Source organism: Bartonella sp. LB28NMGDW (assembly GCF_042194435.1).
Lineage (GTDB): Bacteria > Pseudomonadota > Alphaproteobacteria > Rhizobiales > Rhizobiaceae > Bartonella > Bartonella grahamii.
Genome location: NZ_JBHIMX010000009.1, coordinates 1 through 18,119 on the forward strand (window position 1 = coordinate 1; position 18,119 = coordinate 18,119).

Annotated in this window: 15 protein-coding genes, 2 tRNA genes and 1 pseudogene; 17 read left to right on the plus strand and 1 reads right to left on the minus strand. The window is 38.5% G+C overall.

The genetic code is table 11. The features are described 5' to 3' along the window. Positions 1-172: 172 nt before the first annotated feature. Positions 173-248: transfer RNA gene (locus tag ACFIKG_RS06365), tRNA-Val, on the minus strand. A 173-nt stretch (positions 249-421) separates the two neighbouring features. Between ACFIKG_RS06365 and ACFIKG_RS06370 the strand changes: the two genes are divergently transcribed. The 17 genes and pseudogenes from ACFIKG_RS06370 (at position 422) to ACFIKG_RS06450 (ending at position 17,987) form a co-directional block, all read left to right on the plus strand. Beyond that, positions 422-498 (plus strand) — tRNA-Asp (locus ACFIKG_RS06370). 298 nt (positions 499-796) lie between these two features. Beyond that, entirely contained in the window at positions 797-1,162 is a 366-nt protein-coding gene (locus tag ACFIKG_RS06375) for an NADH-quinone oxidoreductase subunit A (RefSeq protein ID WP_005773599.1), read from the plus strand. Continuing rightward, positions 1,153-1,734: an NADH-quinone oxidoreductase subunit B family protein gene (locus ACFIKG_RS06380; protein WP_273723174.1), complete on the plus strand. Its 582-nt coding sequence runs from the start codon at positions 1,153-1,155 to the stop codon at positions 1,732-1,734. Before ACFIKG_RS06375 ends, ACFIKG_RS06380 begins: the two co-directional genes overlap by 10 nt. Positions 1,735-1,748: 14 nt before the next feature. Further along, positions 1,749-2,360, plus strand: a complete 612-nt coding sequence (locus ACFIKG_RS06385) for an NADH-quinone oxidoreductase subunit C (RefSeq protein WP_375651943.1) — start codon at positions 1,749-1,751, stop codon at positions 2,358-2,360. Positions 2,361-2,481: 121 nt separating this feature from the next. Further along, positions 2,482-3,672, plus strand: a complete 1,191-nt coding sequence (locus ACFIKG_RS06390) for an NADH-quinone oxidoreductase subunit D (RefSeq protein WP_375625911.1) — start codon at positions 2,482-2,484, stop codon at positions 3,670-3,672. Beyond that, positions 3,672-4,344: pseudogene (gene nuoE, locus ACFIKG_RS06395) on the plus strand (NADH-quinone oxidoreductase subunit NuoE). Before ACFIKG_RS06390 ends, nuoE begins: the two are co-directional and overlap by 1 nt. A gap of 146 nt (positions 4,345-4,490) precedes the next feature. Beyond that, positions 4,491-5,798 carry an NADH-quinone oxidoreductase subunit NuoF gene (gene nuoF, locus ACFIKG_RS06400; RefSeq protein ID WP_375627308.1) on the plus strand — a complete coding sequence of 436 codons (1,308 nt, stop codon included), beginning with the start codon at positions 4,491-4,493 and terminating at the stop codon, positions 5,796-5,798. Positions 5,799-5,861: 63 nt separating this feature from the next. Continuing rightward, positions 5,862-7,931: an NADH-quinone oxidoreductase subunit NuoG gene (nuoG, locus tag ACFIKG_RS06405; RefSeq protein ID WP_375651944.1), complete on the plus strand. Its 2,070-nt coding sequence runs from the start codon at positions 5,862-5,864 to the stop codon at positions 7,929-7,931. 21 nt (positions 7,932-7,952) lie between these two features. Continuing rightward, the gene (nuoH, locus tag ACFIKG_RS06410; protein WP_375625919.1) at positions 7,953-8,999 is read left to right on the plus strand and encodes an NADH-quinone oxidoreductase subunit NuoH; all 1,047 of its coding nucleotides are present in this window, start codon (positions 7,953-7,955) and stop codon (positions 8,997-8,999) included. 14 nt (positions 9,000-9,013) lie between these two features. Beyond that, positions 9,014-9,505 carry an NADH-quinone oxidoreductase subunit NuoI gene (nuoI, locus tag ACFIKG_RS06415; protein ID WP_273723184.1) on the plus strand — a complete coding sequence of 164 codons (492 nt, stop codon included), beginning with the start codon at positions 9,014-9,016 and terminating at the stop codon, positions 9,503-9,505. A gap of 93 nt (positions 9,506-9,598) precedes the next feature. Further along, a complete protein-coding gene (locus ACFIKG_RS06420; RefSeq protein ID WP_273723185.1) occupies positions 9,599-10,219 on the plus strand; it encodes an NADH-quinone oxidoreductase subunit J in 621 nt (206 codons plus the stop codon). Positions 10,220-10,234: 15 nt separating this feature from the next. Continuing rightward, positions 10,235-10,543, plus strand: a complete 309-nt coding sequence (gene nuoK / locus ACFIKG_RS06425; RefSeq protein ID WP_015856359.1) for an NADH-quinone oxidoreductase subunit NuoK — start codon at positions 10,235-10,237, stop codon at positions 10,541-10,543. A 6-nt stretch (positions 10,544-10,549) separates the two neighbouring features. Further along, positions 10,550-12,514 (plus strand): NADH-quinone oxidoreductase subunit L, encoded by a 1,965-nt coding sequence (gene nuoL / locus ACFIKG_RS06430; RefSeq protein ID WP_375627307.1) that lies wholly within the window; start codon positions 10,550-10,552, stop codon positions 12,512-12,514. Further along, a complete protein-coding gene (locus ACFIKG_RS06435) occupies positions 12,514-13,983 on the plus strand; it encodes an NADH-quinone oxidoreductase subunit M (protein WP_375625906.1) in 1,470 nt (489 codons plus the stop codon). The genes nuoL and ACFIKG_RS06435 overlap by 1 nt, the downstream gene beginning before the upstream one ends. A gap of 17 nt (positions 13,984-14,000) precedes the next feature. Continuing rightward, the gene (gene nuoN / locus ACFIKG_RS06440) at positions 14,001-15,455 is read left to right on the plus strand and encodes an NADH-quinone oxidoreductase subunit NuoN (protein ID WP_375627305.1); all 1,455 of its coding nucleotides are present in this window, start codon (positions 14,001-14,003) and stop codon (positions 15,453-15,455) included. Beyond that, complete coding sequence (locus ACFIKG_RS06445) at positions 15,455-16,264, plus strand: biotin--[acetyl-CoA-carboxylase] ligase (protein WP_375627304.1); 810 nt, start codon at positions 15,455-15,457, stop codon at positions 16,262-16,264. The genes nuoN and ACFIKG_RS06445 overlap by 1 nt, the downstream gene beginning before the upstream one ends. 46 nt (positions 16,265-16,310) lie before the next feature. Continuing rightward, a complete protein-coding gene (locus ACFIKG_RS06450; RefSeq protein ID WP_375627303.1) occupies positions 16,311-17,987 on the plus strand; it encodes a ribonuclease J in 1,677 nt (558 codons plus the stop codon). The last annotated feature ends 132 nt before the right edge of the window (positions 17,988-18,119 follow it).

The following is an 18,119-nucleotide window of genomic DNA, read 5'->3' on the forward strand; positions in this document are numbered from 1 at the left end:
ATGGCTTACATCAAGAAGCGTTAGCAGATTTCAAAGAAACATTAGAAACATTGTGCGAAGCGTGCTTTATAGAGAAACGTTAGAAAATCCTATTCCCTAACTTTTATTTACGCGTCCCTCACTTAAAAAAACATATGAAGAATCAACAGCTTAATAGGAATATAAAGCTATATGGTGGGCGATGAGAGACTCGAACTCCCGACATCCTCGGTGTAAACGAGGCGCTCTACCAGCTGAGCTAATCGCCCAATGCAATGACCAGCAATTGAATGGAGATTCTTTAAGGAAAAATTTTTCTAAACGCAAGAATAAAGATGGTATTTGATAATTTTTTTTAAAAATGCATAATCCTTCTTGACATAAACGCATGAACCCCTTACACGACCGCTTGTACCAAATTAAATTGGTTCGAAAAAAATGCGCGGGTGTAGCTCAGTTGGTTAGAGTGCTGGCCTGTCACGCCGGAGGTCGCGGGTTCGAGCCCCGTCACTCGCGCCATTTCATGATTCCTTATGAAATTTTCTTTTTTAAATATCCATATGCTATGAGTGAGGTGGTGGAGTATTCGATTGGGGGATAAATGTGTTTTTTCTTCCTTTTTATATGGTTTATAAGAATAGGGCTTGCGTCTTTCTTTGCTCTGCGTTACCTATGCCGATAAGAAAAGTATCGCTCTGTATGCCTTTGAAGCAGTATGAATAGAGTTAATAGAGCGATTGTTAAATTTGTCTGTTTGGTTTCGCAATATTGAATCATTGTGTTAAACTCAGGTGTTTCGTTACGATGGAAGAGGGTTATGGCTTATTTATTGAGCTCTTATTTGCCAGTCTTGATTTTCATTATTGTGTCAGCGGTTATTGCTGGAGTTTTGTTGATTACACCTTACATTGTAGCATATCGTTCCCCCGATCCTGAAAAGTTATCGGCTTATGAATGTGGGTTTAATTCATTTAGTGATGCACGCATGAAGTTTGATATTCGTTTCTATTTGGTATCAATTTTATTTATTATTTTTGATCTTGAAGTTGCTTTTCTTTTTCCTTGGGCTGTTTCATTCGAATCGATAGGTATGTTTGGCTTTTGGTCGATGATTGTGTTTTTAGCGATTTTGACTATTGGATTTATATATGAATGGAAAAAAGGAGCCCTGGAATGGAATTAAGATCTAATAATTCAACGATTGCAGCTCCAAAACCAAAAGGAATCATTGATCCAAATACTGGTGGGCTGATAGGATCTGATGATAAGTTTTTTCGTGATATTAATGCTGAATTATCAGATAAGGGTTTTTTAGTTACCTCGGCAGATGCTTTGATTACTTGGGCTCGCACCGGTTCTTTAATGTGGATGAGTTTTGGTTTGGCTTGTTGTGCTATCGAAATGATGCAATGCTCAATGCCTCATTATGATAATGAGCGTTTTGGCTATGCACCACGAGCTTCACCCCGTCAGTCAGATGTAATGGTGGTGGCAGGTACTCTAACAAATAAGATGGCTCCTGCTTTAAGAAAAGTGTACGATCAGATGCCAGAGCCACGTTATGTGATTTCTATGGGATCATGTGCAAACGGTGGGGGATATTATCATTATTCCTATTCAGTGGTGCGTGGATGTGATCGTATCGTGCCTGTCGATATATATGTTCCAGGGTGTCCACCTACAGCAGAGGCATTATTATACGGCATATTGTTGCTACAGAAAAAAATCCGTCGTACCGGATCCATAGAGCGATAGAGAGTTTTCTTGTCATGATGGATGAAACTTTGGTTGAACTTGCTGCTTATTTGGAAAATAAGTTAAAAAATAAGCTTGAAGAGACTGTTATTGCTTTTGGTGAATTGACCGTTGTGGCACGTCTTGATGCAATTGTCGATGTCTTAATGTTTGTTCGTGATGATTCGCGCTGTCAATTTATTAATCTCACAGACATTAGTGGTGTGGATTATCCTTCTCGCGATAAGCGCTTTGATGTTTCTTACCAATTGTTATCTCCTCGTGAGAATTTACGCTTACGTGTAAAAGTTCGTACGGATGAAAATACTCCTGTTGCTTCAGCTTGTACGGTTTATCCTGGCGCAGAGTGGTATGAACGTGAAACGTATGATATGTATGGGATTTTATTTTCAGGACATCCGGATTTGAGACGAATTTTAACAGATTATGGGTTTGAAGGATATCCTTTACGCAAAGACTTTCCTGTGACAGGATTTGTTGAATGTCGTTATGATAATGAAGCAAAGAGGGTGATTTATGAACCTGTTGTTTTGCGCCAAGAGATGCGTAATTTTGATTTTCTTTCTCCTTGGGAAGGGGGCCAGTATACTTTGCCATGTGATGGAAAAGCGGATGAAAAAAAATAATATTGGTTTTGATAAGGCATTATATTAGAGTACTGTGTTTCTTAAATAATTAAATATTTTTTAGTATGATAGATTTTTTTGATATTTGATATGAAGTTTTTTAAAAGGCAAGGGGTTGATTGTGGCTGAGGTCAATGTTCGAAACTTTAATATCAATTTTGGTCCGCAGCATCCTGCCGCGCATGGGGTTTTGCGCATGGTTTTGGAGTTGGACGGCGAAGTTGTTGAGCGTGTGGATCCACATATTGGGCTATTGCATCGCGGTACCGAAAAATTAATGGAAACAAAAACTTATCTTCAAGCGGCTCCTTATCTAGATCGTTTGGATTATGTTGCTCCTATGAATCAGGAACATGCTTTTGTTCTTGCTGTTGAAAAGTTATTGGATATTAAAGTTCCTAAAAGAGGGCAATTAATACGTGTTTTGTTTTCTGAAATTGGGCGTATTCTTAATCATTTGCTTAATGTAACGACACAGGCAATGGATGTTGGTGCTTTAACGCCACCGCTTTGGGGATTTGAACAGCGTGAAAGATTGATGATTTTTTATGAGCGTGCCTGTGGCGCTCGTCTTCATGCAAATTATTTTCGTCCCGGTGGCGTGCATCAAGATTTACCAGAATCTTTAGTTGAAGATATTGGTGATTTTATTGATCCATTTCTTGTTTCTCTCGGAAAACTTGATGCGCTTGTGACCCCGAATCGGATTTTTAAGCAGCGTAATGTGGATATTGGCGTTGTAAGTATTGATGAAGCTTGGGCACGTGGTTTTTCTGGGGTTATGATTCGTGGAGCTGGTGTTCCATGGGATTTACGTAAAAGTCAGCCTTATGAATGTTACGATGAAATGGAATTTGATATTCCTGTAGGTAAGAATAGCGATTGTTATGATCGCTATCTTATTCGTATGGAAGAAATGCGTCAATCAGCAAAAATTATGCGCCAATGTGTGGAGCGTTTGCTGAGTACTGAAAAAAATGGACCGGTTTCGAGCTTGGATCGCAAAGTTGTACCACCGAAACGGAGTGAAATGAAAAGTTCGATGGAAGCACTAATTCATCATTTCAAGCTTTATACGGAAGGTTTTCATACGCCTCCTGGAGAAGTATATGTTGCTGTGGAAGCTCCGAAGGGTGAGTTTGGTGTTTATCTTGTTTCTGATGGAACCAATAAGCCTTATCGTGTCAAGTTGCGTGCTCCTGGGTTTGCGCATCTCCAAGCTATGGATTTTTTAACCAGAGGTCATATGCTGGCGGATGCTACAGCTATTTTGGGTTCGATTGATATTGTTTTTGGGGAGGTTGATCGCTAATGTCCGTACGCCGTCTTGCAGATGAAGTTTATCAGCCCGCTGAGTTTTCTTTTACAAAAGAAAATCAGATATGGGTAAAAAATACTATAGAGAAATATCCTGTAGGGCGTGAGCAGTCTGCTGTAATTCCGTTATTAATGCGTGCTCAAGAGCAAGATGGTTGGGTGACACGTGCCGCGATTGAGCATATTGCTCAGATTCTTTCTATGGCTTATATTCGTGTTCTGGAAGTTGCAACTTTTTACACTCAGTTTCAGCTTAAGCCTGTTGGAACAAAAGCGCATATTCAAGTTTGTGGTACAACCCCTTGTATGTTACGTGGATCTGGTGAATTGATTAAAGTTTGTCAGAAAAAAATTCATCATGAACCTTTTGTTACCAATCAGGATGGAACCTTATCATGGGAAGAGGTAGAATGTCTTGGTGCTTGTGTGAATGCTCCGATGGTTATGATTTTTAAAGATACTTATGAAGATCTTACAGCTGAGCGTCTTGAAGAAATTATTGATGCATTTGAAGCTGGGAAAGGTTCTGAGATAACGGTTGGTCCGCAAAGTAGCCGTAAGTCGTCGGAACCGATTAGTGGTTTAACTTCTCTTATTGATGATGAGAAGGAAAAAAAGATCTCTTAAGTCTTCACCCAAAAAGGATAAGGAAAGAGTGGGAACATAATTAAGTATTTTTCTTGAGAAAATATTTTATTATTCTACCCATGATGGCAACATTTAATGAAAAGTAAGAAGTTTTGAAAAGATATTTAAAAATTGCATTTGAGGAAAAGCGGAAAATGCTATGGGTAATAGAAAAAAAGGTGGGGTATGCTAGCTGATAAAGATCGTATCTTCACCAATATTTATGGTTTAAAAGACAAATCATTAAAGGCTGCGATGTTGCGTGGGCATTGGAATGGTCTGAAAGAGATGATTGACAAAGGTCGTGATTGGATCATTGATGAGGTGAAGGCATCGGGTTTACGCGGTCGTGGTGGTGCTGGTTTTCCTACCGGAATGAAGTGGTCCTTTATGCCAAAGCAGAATGATGGGCGTCCTCATTATTTGGTTGTCAATGCCGATGAATCTGAACCTGGAACTTGTAAAGACCGTGATATTTTACGTCATGACCCCCATACTTTGATTGAAGGATGTGCAATTGCTACTTTTGCTATGGGAGCCAATGTTGCTTTTATTTATATTCGTGGTGAATATATCCGTGAACGTGAAGCGCTTCAAGCTGCCGTTGATGAATGCTATGATGCAGGTTTACTTGGCAAAAAAACGAAATATGGGCATGCTTGTGATATTGTTATTCATCATGGAGCTGGTGCTTATATTTGTGGTGAAGAAACAGCTCTTCTTGAAAGTCTTGAGGGGAAAAAGGGACAACCTCGGCTTAAACCACCATTTCCTGCCAATATGGGGATTTATGGCTGTCCAACAACAGTAAATAATGTAGAGTCCATTGCTGTAGTTCCAACGATTTTGCGGCGGGGTGCTTCGTGGTTTTCATCAATCGGACGAGCAAATAATGTTGGAACGAAATTATTTATGGTTTCAGGGCATGTTAATGCACCTTGTACATTTGAAGACGCTCTTGGTGTTTCATTCCGTGAATTAATTGAAAAACATACGGGTGGTGTTCGTGGTGGATGGAATAATCTTTTAGCAGTTATTCCAGGGGGAGCTTCTTGTCCAGTTGTCCGTGGTGAGGATATGATCGATGCAATCATGGATTTTGATGGGATGCGAGATGTTGGGTCTTCTTTTGGCACGGGGGGAATGATTGTTATGGATAAATCAACCGATATTATCAAGGCAATTTGGCGTATAGCTGCTTTTTTCAAGCACGAGAGTTGTGGTCAGTGTACACCGTGTCGTGAGGGGACGGGGTGGATGATGCGTCTTTTAGGGCGTATGGTTGAGGGAAGAGCGCAAAAACGCGAGATTGATCTTTTGTTTGAAGTGTCGAAACAGGTTGAAGGACACACTATTTGTGCGCTTGGTGATGCTGCCGCATGGCCTGTACAGGGATTGATACGTAATTTTCGTCCGGAAATCGAGCGTAGAATTGATGAATACACGCGAAATGTAGTCCAAAGCAAAAATATTGCTTTAGAAGCTGTAGGATAGAAGATTTTTTAAAGAGCAGCCGAATGCAAATTTTAAGTGGGTTATCCGCAGGTTGGATGGGTGATGATAAATATCAAAGTTGATGGCAAAGAGATTGAAGTTCCTGATTACTACACGTTGCTTCAGGCTGCTGAGGCGGCTGGGGCAGAAATTCCACGTTTTTGTTTTCATGAATCTTTGTCAATTGCTGGAAATTGTCGTATGTGTTTGGTTGAGGTTAAGGGTGGTCCTCCGAAACCTCAGGCTTCTTGTGCTATGGGGGTTCGTGATTTACGATTGGGGCCTAACGGTGAAGCACCTGAGATTTTTACCAATACGGCGATGGTAAAAAAAGCACGTGAAGGTGTTATGGAATTTCTTCTCATTAATCATCCTTTGGATTGTCCTGTGTGTGATCAAGGGGGAGAATGCGATCTTCAAGATCAAGCAATGCTTTATGGGCGTGATTGTTCTCGTTATAGTGAAAATAAGCGTGCTGTAGAAGATAAATATATTGGGCCACTTGTGAAGACAGTTATGACACGGTGTATCCATTGCACACGCTGTGTTCGATTTACAACAGAAGTCGCAGGTATTTCTGAGCTTGGTTTGATCGGTCGCGGCGAAGATGCTGAAATTACGACATATCTTGAAAAAGCTATGACATCTGAATTACAGGGAAACGTTATTGATCTTTGTCCGGTGGGAGCTTTAACTTCAAAACCTTATGCGTTTCATGCTCGTCCGTGGGAATTGGTAAAAACGGAATCAATTGATGTGATGGATGCGCTTGGTAGTGCGATCCGTATTGATAGCCGTGGCCGTGAGGTTATGCGGATTATGCCGCGTACGAATGAAGATGTAAATGAGGAATGGATCTCTGATAAAACGCGTTTTATTTGGGATGGATTGCGCACTCAGCGGCTTGATAGGCCATATGTACGCAAAGATGGAAAGCTTCAGCCTGTCAGTTGGACAGAAGCTTTTGCAAAAATTAAAATGGTGGTTTCTAAAACCTTGCCAGAAAAAATTGGAGCGATTGCTGGAGATCTTGCGTCTGTTGAGGAAATGTATGCCCTTAAAGCATTATTGAGTTCTTTGGGCTCAACGCTTTTTGATTGTCGCCAAAGAGGGGGGGCTTTATCGCCTGAGTTTGGGCGTTCGAGTTATATTTTTAATCCTACAATTGCAGGTATTGAACAGGCTGATGCACTGCTTATTGTGGGATCTAATCCACGTCATGAAGCGGCTGTTTTAAATGCGCGTATTTTAAAGCGCCAACGGATGGGAAATTTTCCTATTGCATTAATTGGAGAGAAAGTCGATTTACGTTATCCTTATTCTTATCTTGGATCTGGGAGTGATACATTAACGACACTTATTCGTGGAGAGGATGTTTTTTTAAATGTCTTAAAAGAAGCGAAGAGGCCCCTTATTCTTATCGGAGAGGGAGCTGTTTCAGGAAATGAAGGTTTATCTGTTTTAAAAAGTCTTGCTAAATTAGCTGACAATATTGGTGCTCTTAGTGAAGAATGGAATGGGTTTGGGATTCTTCATAATGCAGCATCGATTGTTGGAGGATTGGACATAGGCTTTACTTCTAAGCTTGGGGTTGCAAATATTCTTAAAACCTGTGAAGTTTTATTTTTACTTGGTGCTGATGAAGTAGAATTAGCCAATACAAAAGCTTTTACAGTTTATATTGGTAGCCATGGTGATAATGGTGCACATGCTGCTGATGTTATTTTGCCTGCATCTGCTTACACTGAAAAATCAGGGCTTTATGTGAATACAGAAGGACGTGTCCAAATGACAAATCGGGCTGGTTTTGCTCCAGGTGAAGCAAAAGAAGATTGGGCTATTTTGCGTGCTTTATCGGATATTTTAGGACAAAGGCTCCCTTTTGATTCTCTTTCTCAATTAAGACAATGCTTGTTTAATGATTATCCACACCTTTGTGCTGTTGATGATATAGTACCTTCTGATATAAGTGGTCTTAAGGCGCTTGGTTCAAAAATGGTTTCTCTAGAGAGTCACACCTTTACTTCTATGGTTAAAGACTTTTATTTAACAAATCCGATAGCACGTGCTTCTGCTGTTATGGCTGAATGTTCATCTCTTGCAAAAAACCGTGCTACGCAAACTATAAAGTAAGGCAAAGGAAAAGGAATAATGATGTATGATTTCTTTATGACTTGGCTATTGCCATTACTGATTATAGTTGGAAAAACACTTCTTCTTTTGGTCGTTCTTTTGATCTTAGTTGCTTATCTTCTTTACGCAGATAGAAAGATTTGGGCAGCGGTGCAATTGCGTCGTGGACCAAATGTTGTTGGTCCATGGGGTTTGTTACAGTCTTTTGCAGATTTAATTAAATTTGTTGTTAAGGAGCCTATTATCCCTGCAGGTGCAAATAAGGGTGTTTTTCTTTTGGCTCCTTTTGTTTCAGCGACACTTGCTTTATCAACTTGGGCTGTTATTCCTGTCAATGAGGGCTGGGAGGTTGCGAAGATTAATGTTGGCTTGCTTTATATCTTAGCCATTTCATCTCTTGAGGTTTATGGTGTCATTATGGGGGGATGGGCATCGAATTCAAAATATCCTTTCTTAGGAGCCCTTCGTTCGGCGGCACAAATGGTTTCTTATGAAGTTTCCATTGGTTTTGTGCTTGTGACTGTCATTTTAATAAGTGGTTCGTTGGATCTCACAACAATTGTTCATAAACAAAGTTCTGGAATTGGTACAACTCTTGGTCTTCCTTTTAACAGCTTTCTCGATTGGAATTGGTTGGTCCTTTTTCCAATGTTTATTATATTTTTTATTTCTGCGCTTGCAGAGACAAACCGTCCTCCATTCGATTTGGTGGAAGCAGAATCTGAACTTGTAGCTGGTCATATGGTAGAATATTCTTCAACGCCTTACATGCTTTTCTTTCTTGGTGAATATGTTGCGATTGTTTTAATGTGCGCATTAACAACTATTCTATTTTTAGGCGGTTGGCTGCCACCTTTAGATGTTTGGTGGCTTAATTGGGTTCCTGGTATCATTTGGTTTATTTTAAAAGTCTGTTTTGTATTTTTTTGGTTTGCTATGGTTAAAGCATTTGTTCCACGTTATCGCTATGATCAGCTCATGCGGCTTGGTTGGAAGGTTTTTCTTCCTCTCTCACTAGCAATGGTTGTGATAACTGCTGCTTTTTTAAAGTTTACGGATTTCGTTTAAGAGGAGATTTTACGATGTCAGGTTTTATTCAGGCGGCAAAGTCACTTCTTCTATTGGAATTTGTGAGTGCTTTTTTCTTAGCCATGCGTCAATTTTTTTCACCAAAGCCCACGATTAATTATCCTTATGAAAAAGGCTTTGTATCTCAGCGTTTTCGCGGTGAGCATGCATTGCGTCGCTATCCAAATGGTGAAGAAAGGTGTATTGCTTGTAAATTATGTGAAGCAATTTGTCCTGCTCAAGCGATTACAATTGAAGCTGGACCACGGCGCAATGATGGTACGCGTAGAACTGTTCGTTATGATATCGATATGGTTAAATGTATCTACTGCGGTTTTTGTCAAGAGGCTTGTCCGGTTGAAGCTATTGTCGAAGGTCCAAATTTTGAGTTTGCGACGGAAACACGTGAAGAACTTTATTATGATAAAGAAAAGCTTTTATTAAATGGAGATCGCTGGGAGCGAGAAATTGCTCGCAATATATTGATGGATGCGCCTTATCGCTAAGTGTATCGTTAAATGAGGTGTCGGATATTTTCCGATAAATTGTAATCTGGTATGAAGTTTATACCAATTGTTTGAATAATTAAGGAGAAGCCTATGCTAACAGATCTAGCGGCGGCATTTTTCTATTTGTTTGCTTTTATTATGCTAACAAGTGCAGTTATTGTTATTACAGCACGCAATCCAGTGCATTCTGTTTTGTTTTTAATTCTCGCATTTTTTAATGCAGCAGCTTTATTTTTGCTTGCAGGAGCAGAATTTTTAGGGCTTATTCTGCTTGTTGTGTATGTAGGAGCTGTCGCTGTTTTATTTTTGTTTGTCGTTATGATGCTTGACGTTGATTTTGCTGAGTTAAAGAGTGGAACTCTTCGGTATGCTCCTATTGGAGCTCTTATTGGTGTTATTATCGCTGTAGAATTGATTGTTGTTTTTGTGAGTAGCTATTTTTCTCCAGTTTTGAGAACACATGTTACGCAACCAATGCCAGATTTAGCGCAGCGAACAAATACACAAGCATTAGGAGATATTCTCTATACGGATTATGTTTTCTATTTTCAAATTGCTGGAATGATTTTATTGGTTGCAATGATTGGGGCTATTGTTTTAACACTTCGTCATAAATTAGGAGTAAAGCGGCAATCTATTGCGGAGCAAGTTTCTAGAACGGTAGAAAGTGCCATTGAAATCAAACAAGTTGAATCAGGTAAAGGTATGTAAGGGGGGGCTATGTAGATGTATATTGATATTACACATTATCTCACTGTTTCTGCTTTGATGTTTACAATTGGTATTGCTGGAATTTTTCTCAACAGAAAAAACGTGATTATTATCTTGATGTCCATTGAGCTTATATTGCTTTCAGTTAATCTCAATTTTGTTGCGTTTTCAGCATTTCTTCATGATCTCGTTGGTCAGATATTCGCTTTATTTGTCTTAACCGTAGCAGCTGCTGAAGCTGCCATTGGTTTAGCAATTCTGGTCGTTTTTTTCCGTAATCGTGGTTCCATTGCGGTTGAAGATGTTAATGTAATGAAAGGCTAACCAGTGATGTATTATACGATTGTCTTTCTTCCGCTTTTGGGTTTTTTAATTGCTGCACTGGGTGGAAAAACGATAGGAGATCGTGCGAGTGAATTGATAACATGTAGCTTTATGGTTGTTGTTGCCATATTATCGTGGATAGCATTTTTCAGTATTGCACTTGGTCATATTCCAAAGATTGACGTATTGGTATTACATTGGATGACTGTTGCTGACTTAAGCTTTAACTGGGCTTTACATGTTGATGCATTAACAGCTGTCATGCTTATTGTTGTGAACAGTGTTTCGGCATTGGTGCATATTTATTCAATTGGTTATATGCACCATGACCCTTCAAGGTCTCGTTTTTTTTCTTATCTTTCTTTGTTTACATTTATGATGCTTATGTTGGTTACATCCAATAATTTGATTCAGATGTTTTTTGGATGGGAAGGTGTAGGACTTGCTTCTTATTTACTCATTGGTTTTTGGTTTCAGCGCGATTCTGCTAATAAGGCTGCAATGAAAGCTTTTGTGGTCAATCGTGTTGGAGACTTTGGTTTTCTCTTAGGAATCTTTAGTATTTTTGTTTTATTCCAATCGGTTGATTTTGCCTCTATTTTTGCAAAAGCTGCAAACAATAGCTTTATACAAAATATGACATTTTTAGGTTGGCAATTTGATGGGCAGACGGCAATTACCATTACATGTCTTTTATTATTTATTGGTGCGATGGGAAAATCAGCACAATTTCTTTTACATACTTGGCTGCCTGATGCAATGGAAGGGCCAACCCCTGTATCAGCGCTTATTCATGCCGCTACAATGGTAACGGCTGGTGTTTTTATGGTTGCGCGTATGTCGCCAATTTTTGAACTTTCTTCGACTGCTTTGACCGTGATTATTATTGTTGGTGCAACAACAGCGTTTTTTGCAGCAACTGTGGGGTTGGTGCAGAATGATATTAAGCGTGTTATTGCTTATTCTACATGCTCTCAACTTGGTTATATGTTTGTGGCATTAGGTGTTGGAGCTTATGGCGCTGCTGTCTTTCATCTTTTTACGCATGCTTTTTTTAAAGCCTTATTGTTTCTTGGTGCAGGTTCTGTGATTCATGCTGTATCTGATGAACAAGATATGCGAAAAATGGGTGGGTTACGCAAACATATAAAGGTCACCTATTGGATGATGATGGTCGGGACCATTGCATTGACCGGTGTTGGGATTCCAGGAACACTTTTCGGGACTGCAGGTTTTTTCTCGAAAGATGCGATTATAGAGTCTGCTTTTGCATCCCATAATATTGCTTCAGGATATGCTTTTTATCTTCTTGTTTTTGCCGCCTTTTTAACAAGTTTCTATTCATGGCGGCTTATCTTTATGACATTCCATGGTAAACCACGGGCAACAGTTGATGTTATGCATCATGTTCATGAATCGCCTCCAGTTATGTTGATTCCACTCTTTCTTTTATCTATTGGAGCAATATTTTCTGGTGTCGTTTTCCAACCTTACTTTTTTGGTGACTTGTATAATGCTTTTTGGAAGGGAGCATTATTTACAAGCAGCCACAATCACATTCTTCATGATTCCCACCATGTTTTTAATTGGGTAAAATGGTCGCCATTTATAGCGATGGTTCTTGGGTTTATTTTAGCTTATTTATTTTATGTTTCTATTCCATCTCTTCCTAAGAAAATGGTTCGTATTATGCCAAGAGCATATAATTTTCTTTACCAAAAATGGTATTTCGATCAATTATATAACTTTTTATTTGTTCGTCCTACCTTTAGAATTGGTTCTTTTCTTTGGAAAGTGGGAGACGGTAAAATTATTGATGGTTTAGGTCCTAATGGTATCGCAGCGCGTGTTGTTGATATTACAAATAGAATTGTTCGATTGCAAACAGGCTATCTTTACCACTATGCATTTGCAATGCTTATCGGCGTTGCATTACTCATTACATGGATGATGATCGGGGGCGTAAACTAATGACCGATTGGCCTATTCTTTCTACGGTTACATTTTTGCCACTTATTGGTGTGCTTCTGATTTTGTTTATCAAAGATGATAGTGAAGTAGCACGCCATAATATACGTAATGTCGCATTTTTTACGACTCTATTTGTTTTTATTATTTCTTTAATTATTTGGATAGGATTTGATTCTAGCAACCCAAATTTTCAAATGGTTGAAAAGTCCAGTTGGTTAGGGGGGGGCATTAGCTATCATATGGGGGTTGATGGTATTTCTATTCTTTTTGTTGTTCTCTCGGCTTTTCTTTTGCCTTTTTGTATTTTAGCAAGTTGGGAAAATGTTAAAGAGAGATTAAAGGCTTATATGATTGCATTTCTTCTTCTAGAAGTTGCGATTATTGGCGTTTTTTGTGCTCTTGATGCAATGCTATTCTATGTTTTTTTTGAAGGTAGCCTTATTCCAATGTTTATCATCATAGGTGTATGGGGTGGAGCACGTCGTGTTTATGCAAGTATAAAGTTTTTCTTATATACTTTACTTGGTTCAGTGCTTATGCTGGTTGCTCTTATGGCTATGTATTGGGAGGCTGGGACACTTGATATACCAACTTTACTCAATTACCAGTTTCCTGCTCATATGCAAATATGGTTATGGCTTGCATTTTTTGCTTCTTTCGCAGTTAAAATGCCAATGTGGCCGGTTCATACATGGCTTCCTGATGCTCACGTGGAAGCACCGACAGCGGGTTCCGTTATTTTAGCTGGTGTCTTACTCAAATTAGGTGGGTATGGTTTTCTTCGTTTTTCTTTGCCTATGTTTCCTATCGCTTCAGCAGATTTTGCACCTTTGATTTTCACATTATCACTTATCGCTATTATTTATACGTCGTTGGTTGCACTTGTTCAAAATGACATCAAAAAGCTTATTGCTTATTCTTCAATAGCTCATATGGGGTATGTGACAATGGGCATTTTTTCTGCGAATGAACAAGGGATACAAGGGGCTATTTATCAGATGCTATCCCATGGAATTGTTTCAGCAGCGTTGTTTCTTTGTGTTGGGGTTATCTATGATCGCTTGCATACACGTGAAATTTCAGCGTTTGGTGGTTTAGTGAATAATATGCCTAAATATGCTGTTGTTTTCTTAATTTTTACTATGGCAAATGTTGGTTTGCCTGGAAGCTCAGGATTTTTGGGTGAATTTTTAACCTTAATAGGTGTTTTTCAAGTAAATAAATTGGTTGTTGTTTTAGCAACAACAGGTGTTATCTTATCGGCAGCCTATGCCCTTTATCTTTATAGGCGTGTGGTTTTTGGTTCCTTGGATAAAGAGAATTTAAAAGTATTAATAGATCTTTCTTTAAGAGAAAAATTCATCCTTTATCCAATGGTTGTTCTTACAATATTCTTTGGTATCTATCCAACGCCTATTCTTAAAGCAACGGCGTTTTCCGTAGAAACCCTCATCAATAAACTGCACTAGATAAGGGAAGAATGCACATGCAAACTGAAATAATAGCGCAATTAGTCTTAATTCTTCCGGAGCTTTTAATCGCATTAGGAGCTGTCGTGTTGCTTATGTTTGGTGTTTATTCCAATACACGTGCTTCTTTAACAGTGACAGGTTTAGCCATGGCACTTCTTGTGGCAACTATTATTATTCTTATAGTTTTTCCGAAAAATGGTTCATTTCAAACCAATGCGCTCGTTATCGATTCCTTTAGTCGTTATATGAAAATTTTAATGCTTATTGGTGCACTCTTTTCTCTTATCATGTCTGTTGGTTTTGCCAATGCACAAAAGTTTAATATATTTGAATTTCCAGTGCTTGTTCTTTTAGCAACCCTTGGAATGATGTTTATGATTTCAGCTGGTAATATGCTGTCGCTTTATATGGGGTTAGAACTGCAATCTTTAGCTTTATATGTTTTAGCAGCGATTAATCGTAATAATGTAAAATCTTCTGAAGCTGGTATAAAATACTTTGTTTTAGGAGCATTATCTTCAGGATTGCTGCTTTATGGTATTTCTTTACTTTATGGTTTTACCGGTCAAATTGGTTTTCACGAAATTGCTCTTGCTTTAAAAGGTAAAAATTTACAATTGGGGGTCATTTTTGGAATTGTTTTTATTTTAGCTGGTTTGGCTTTCAAAATTTCTGCTGTTCCATTTCATATGTGGACACCTGATGTTTATGAAGGAGCGCCAACACCGATTACGGCATTTTTTGCTGGTGCCCCTAAAGTTGCTGCAATGGCTTTAATCATCCGTATTATTGTGATGACCTTTATTCCCCTAGGGCGTGTTGATAATGTGATGCCTGCATGGCAACAAATTTTGGTCTTCATGGCGATTGCATCAATGATACTTGGTGCATTTGCTGCAATTGGTCAAAATAACATTAAGCGCTTAATGGCTTATTCGTCGATCAGTCATATGGGCTATGCACTTGTTGGTTTATCTGCTGGAGATATGCTAGGAATAAAAAGTGTTATTCTTTATATGACGATTTATCTTGGAATGACGATTGGCTCATTTGCTTTTATTCTTGGAATGCGCTCTCAGAATGGCAATGTTGAAAATATTTATGATCTTTCAGGGTTAGCAAAGACAAATCCGTTTATGGCTATTGTTATGACAATACAGCTTTTCTCGTTAGCCAGTGTACCACCTATGGCTGGTTTTTTTGGGAAGTGGTATACATTTTCTGCTGCTGTCCATGCTGGTCTGACGCCACTTGCAGTCGTTGGGATGATAGCGTCTGTCGTTGGAGCTTTTTACTATTTACGAGTCATTAAAATTATGTGGTTTGATGACGCAAAAGCGCATTTTGTTGTTTTATCGAATGAGCTTCAATTTTGTCTTGGTCTTTCTGCATTGTTTATTTTATTTTATACACTTTTTGGAGTTTGGTTTGCTGAATTAGCAGAAAAAGCAGCAGCTGCATTGTTTTAATGAATATGGTTTATATTTTATCAGATTTTGCTCAAGAACAAGGATACACTATTGAAGCGTACGATAGTGTTGACTCAACAAATCTCACTGCGCAACGAAAAGCGCAAACTGGTCATCAAGGTAATCTTTGGATTGTTGCACAAGAACAATCACAGGGAAGAGCAAGAAGAGGGAGGACTTGGTCTAGTCCCAAAGGGAACCTTTATTCTAGTCTTTTATTAATTGATGATATTGTTCATCAAACTGCAGCTCAACTTGGTTTTGTTGCTGGAATAAGTGTGGTAGAGGCAATAAAACAATTGATAAAAGATGAAAATCAGACAAACAATATTGTGAGTTTAAAATGGCCAAATGATATTTTGTTACAAGGAGCTAAAAGCTCAGGAGTTTTGCTTGAGATTTTAAAGTTGTCATCACAACAATATGCATTGGTTATTGGTATTGGAATAAATGTGAAATATAATTATGAAGATGCACCTTATCCCACTTCAAGCTTAAAGAATATCGGTTTGCATATTGAAGCAGAACAATTATTTACGGTTTTGACGGAGTGTTTTTCTAGAAATTACCTTCTTTGGAAACAACCAAAAGGATGTGAAATAATCCGAAAAAAATGGCTTTTATATTCTGCTCACCTTGGGAAACATGTCAAAGTGGTGAATGATGAAAAAGTCATTGAGGGTGTTTTTGATGGTCTTGATAGTGATTTTAACTGCATCATAAAGCAAAAAAATGGTCAGACAGCCATTATAACAGCTGGAGATATTCATTTTGGTTCGGCTGCTTCTATTAATGCAGGTTGTTATTAAAAAATTATTTTACCATCAGATACCTTAATGATTTTGGGAGATGTTTATGGTTGCAGCTAATAAGAATGAGTTTGTTTTTTTACCTCTGGGGGGGGTAGGTGAAATAGGGATGAATTTAGCTGCTTACGGATTTGGTCCCCAACATCTTCGTGAATGGCTGCTGGTTGATATGGGAATTAGTTTTGCTGGTTCTGAATTACCAGGAGTCGACCTTGTTTTTCCTGATATTCGTTTTCTAGAAAGTGAAAAACATAATATACGGGGTCTTGTTTTAACACATGCACATGAAGATCATTATGGGGCCGTTCTTGATTTATGGCCAAAGCTACAAGTTCCAATTTACTGTACGCCTTTTACAGCAGGATTATTGGAAACTAAAAAACAATTAGATTTTGAATCTCAAAAAAATTTACTCAATATTTTTCAAGCTGGTGATTGTTTTCAGGTAGGTTCCTTTACTGTAGAGGCTATAGCTGTTAACCATTCAATACCAGAATCTGTATCTTTAGCAATTACAACCTCTTTGGGGACTGTGATTCATACTGGTGATTGGAAAATTGATCATACTCCTTCACTTGGGGCTGTGACGGATGAAAAAAGATTTCGTGCGTTAGGAAAAAAAGGTGTTTTAGCATTACTTTGTGATTCTACAAATGCGTGTCGGGATGGTATATCTCCATCAGAGCAGCAGGTTCAAGCCAGTCTTTCTGAGATTATTTCCAAAGCTGAAGGGCGCGTTGCAATAGCAACTTTTTCTTCTAATATTGGTCGGATACGTTCTATTGCTCTTGCAGCTGAAGCTGCTGGACGTAAGGTGCTTGTCATTGGGCGTTCCCTTAAGCGAAGTATTATGGTTGCACAAGAGCTTGGTTATATGAATGGTTTAGCACCATTTGTAACGGAAGATGATTATGGTTACATTTCGCGAAAAGATCTTGTTTTAATTGTCACAGGGAGCCAAGGTGAGCCATGTGCTGCTTTGGCTAAACTGTCACGTGATGGAATGAGAAATATTACACTTTCTGCTGGTGATACCGTTATTTATTCATCACGAAGTATTCCAGGAAACGAAAAAGCGATTATTGAGGTACAAAATCGTTTCATTGATTTGGGTATTGAAATTATCACGAATGAAGATGCACTTGTTCATGTTTCCGGTCATCCCCGTCGTTCAGAACTTTTACAGATGTATGATTGGGTAAAGCCACAGATACTTGTTCCTGTACATGGGGAAGCAATGCATCTTAAGGCTCAGGCAACTTTAGCGCGTCAAGCGGGTATTAAAATTGTTACAGATATCAGAAATGGACATATGTTACGTTTTGCACCGGAGCCTGTAGAAGTTGTTGATCAAGTTCCTGTTGGCCGCATCTATAAGGATGGTTGCCTAATTGGAGATGAAAATGAACTAGGGATTCGTGAACGTCGCAAACTAAGTTATGCTGGTCATGTTACTATTTCTCTCCATATAAATAGTAAGCATGAATTATTAGGGGATATAGGTCTAACAACATTCGGGTTACCTGAAAGTAATGGAAAGGGAGAAAGTTTAAAAGATATTCTTTTAGATATTATAGAAAATACAGTTTATAATATCCCACGCATGAAACAGAAAAATAATGAACTTATTCGAGAGGCAACACGACGTGCTGTGAGGGCGGCTGTTCATGAAATTTGGCAAAAAAAACCTATCTGTACAGTTTTTTTACATCGGTCAAAATAAAAGAGCTTTCATATTACGTTATTTAAAAAGAGAAGAGCATTTTTATTTTATTGCTAAATAAGAAAAATAAAGAATAAAGCCTGGTAAATTTTTAAATAGTAAGATCGTTATATTTGCAAGTATTCAGAATGC

Coding starts and splice junctions, on each gene's coding strand:
- ACFIKG_RS06375 (WP_005773599.1), top strand. CDS start 797: ATGGCTTATTTATTGAGCTCTTATTTGCCAGTCTTGATTTTCATTATT.
- ACFIKG_RS06380 (WP_273723174.1), top strand. CDS start 1,153: ATGGAATTAAGATCTAATAATTCAACGATTGCAGCTCCAAAACCAAAA.
- ACFIKG_RS06385 (WP_375651943.1), top strand. CDS start 1,749: ATGATGGATGAAACTTTGGTTGAACTTGCTGCTTATTTGGAAAATAAG.
- nuoF (WP_375627308.1), top strand. CDS start 4,491: ATGCTAGCTGATAAAGATCGTATCTTCACCAATATTTATGGTTTAAAA.
- nuoG (WP_375651944.1), top strand. CDS start 5,862: ATGATAAATATCAAAGTTGATGGCAAAGAGATTGAAGTTCCTGATTAC.
- nuoH (WP_375625919.1), top strand. CDS start 7,953: ATGTATGATTTCTTTATGACTTGGCTATTGCCATTACTGATTATAGTT.
- nuoI (WP_273723184.1), top strand. CDS start 9,014: ATGTCAGGTTTTATTCAGGCGGCAAAGTCACTTCTTCTATTGGAATTT.
- ACFIKG_RS06420 (WP_273723185.1), top strand. CDS start 9,599: ATGCTAACAGATCTAGCGGCGGCATTTTTCTATTTGTTTGCTTTTATT.
- nuoK (WP_015856359.1), top strand. CDS start 10,235: ATGTATATTGATATTACACATTATCTCACTGTTTCTGCTTTGATGTTT.
- nuoL (WP_375627307.1), top strand. CDS start 10,550: ATGTATTATACGATTGTCTTTCTTCCGCTTTTGGGTTTTTTAATTGCT.
- ACFIKG_RS06435 (WP_375625906.1), top strand. CDS start 12,514: ATGACCGATTGGCCTATTCTTTCTACGGTTACATTTTTGCCACTTATT.
- nuoN (WP_375627305.1), top strand. CDS start 14,001: ATGCAAACTGAAATAATAGCGCAATTAGTCTTAATTCTTCCGGAGCTT.
- ACFIKG_RS06445 (WP_375627304.1), top strand. CDS start 15,455: ATGAATATGGTTTATATTTTATCAGATTTTGCTCAAGAACAAGGATAC.
- ACFIKG_RS06450 (WP_375627303.1), top strand. CDS start 16,311: ATGGTTGCAGCTAATAAGAATGAGTTTGTTTTTTTACCTCTGGGGGGG.